Source organism: Paraburkholderia sp. SIMBA_030 (genome assembly GCF_046535245.1).
Classification (GTDB): domain Bacteria; phylum Pseudomonadota; class Gammaproteobacteria; order Burkholderiales; family Burkholderiaceae; genus Paraburkholderia.
This window is the reverse complement of sequence record NZ_JAWRXB010001114.1, coordinates 1-253: the sequence shown is the minus strand read 5'-3', so window position 1 is coordinate 253 and position 253 is coordinate 1. Positions and strand designations below refer to the sequence as shown.

At 60.9% G+C, this 253-nt stretch carries 1 protein-coding gene; it reads right to left on the bottom strand.

Going from position 1 to position 253, the window contains the following annotated elements:
- Positions 1-253 (bottom strand): hypothetical protein (locus tag SB772_RS43475; RefSeq protein ID WP_410838960.1); only part of this gene is annotated, 253 nt, incomplete at both ends.

Below are 253 nucleotides of genomic sequence, written 5' to 3'. Positions count from 1 at the left end.
AGGCAAGCTGGCCGACTCATGCGGTTGCGCGGCCAGCGTACGGAAGGTTTCAGAGAGGTAATTCTTGATTCTCAGGAATCGCGGATCATCGGTGGTGACGCGCACAATGGTCTGCGCTGGATCGGTATCGACCAGACTGATTTTGTACTCGCCTGCGGGGGTGATCTCCAGCGTCTCGAACAACGCAACTGCGCTCGACGACAGCCCGTGCTGCGCCTGCAACTGCCGGGTCGCCCGGGCGATCTGATCACCC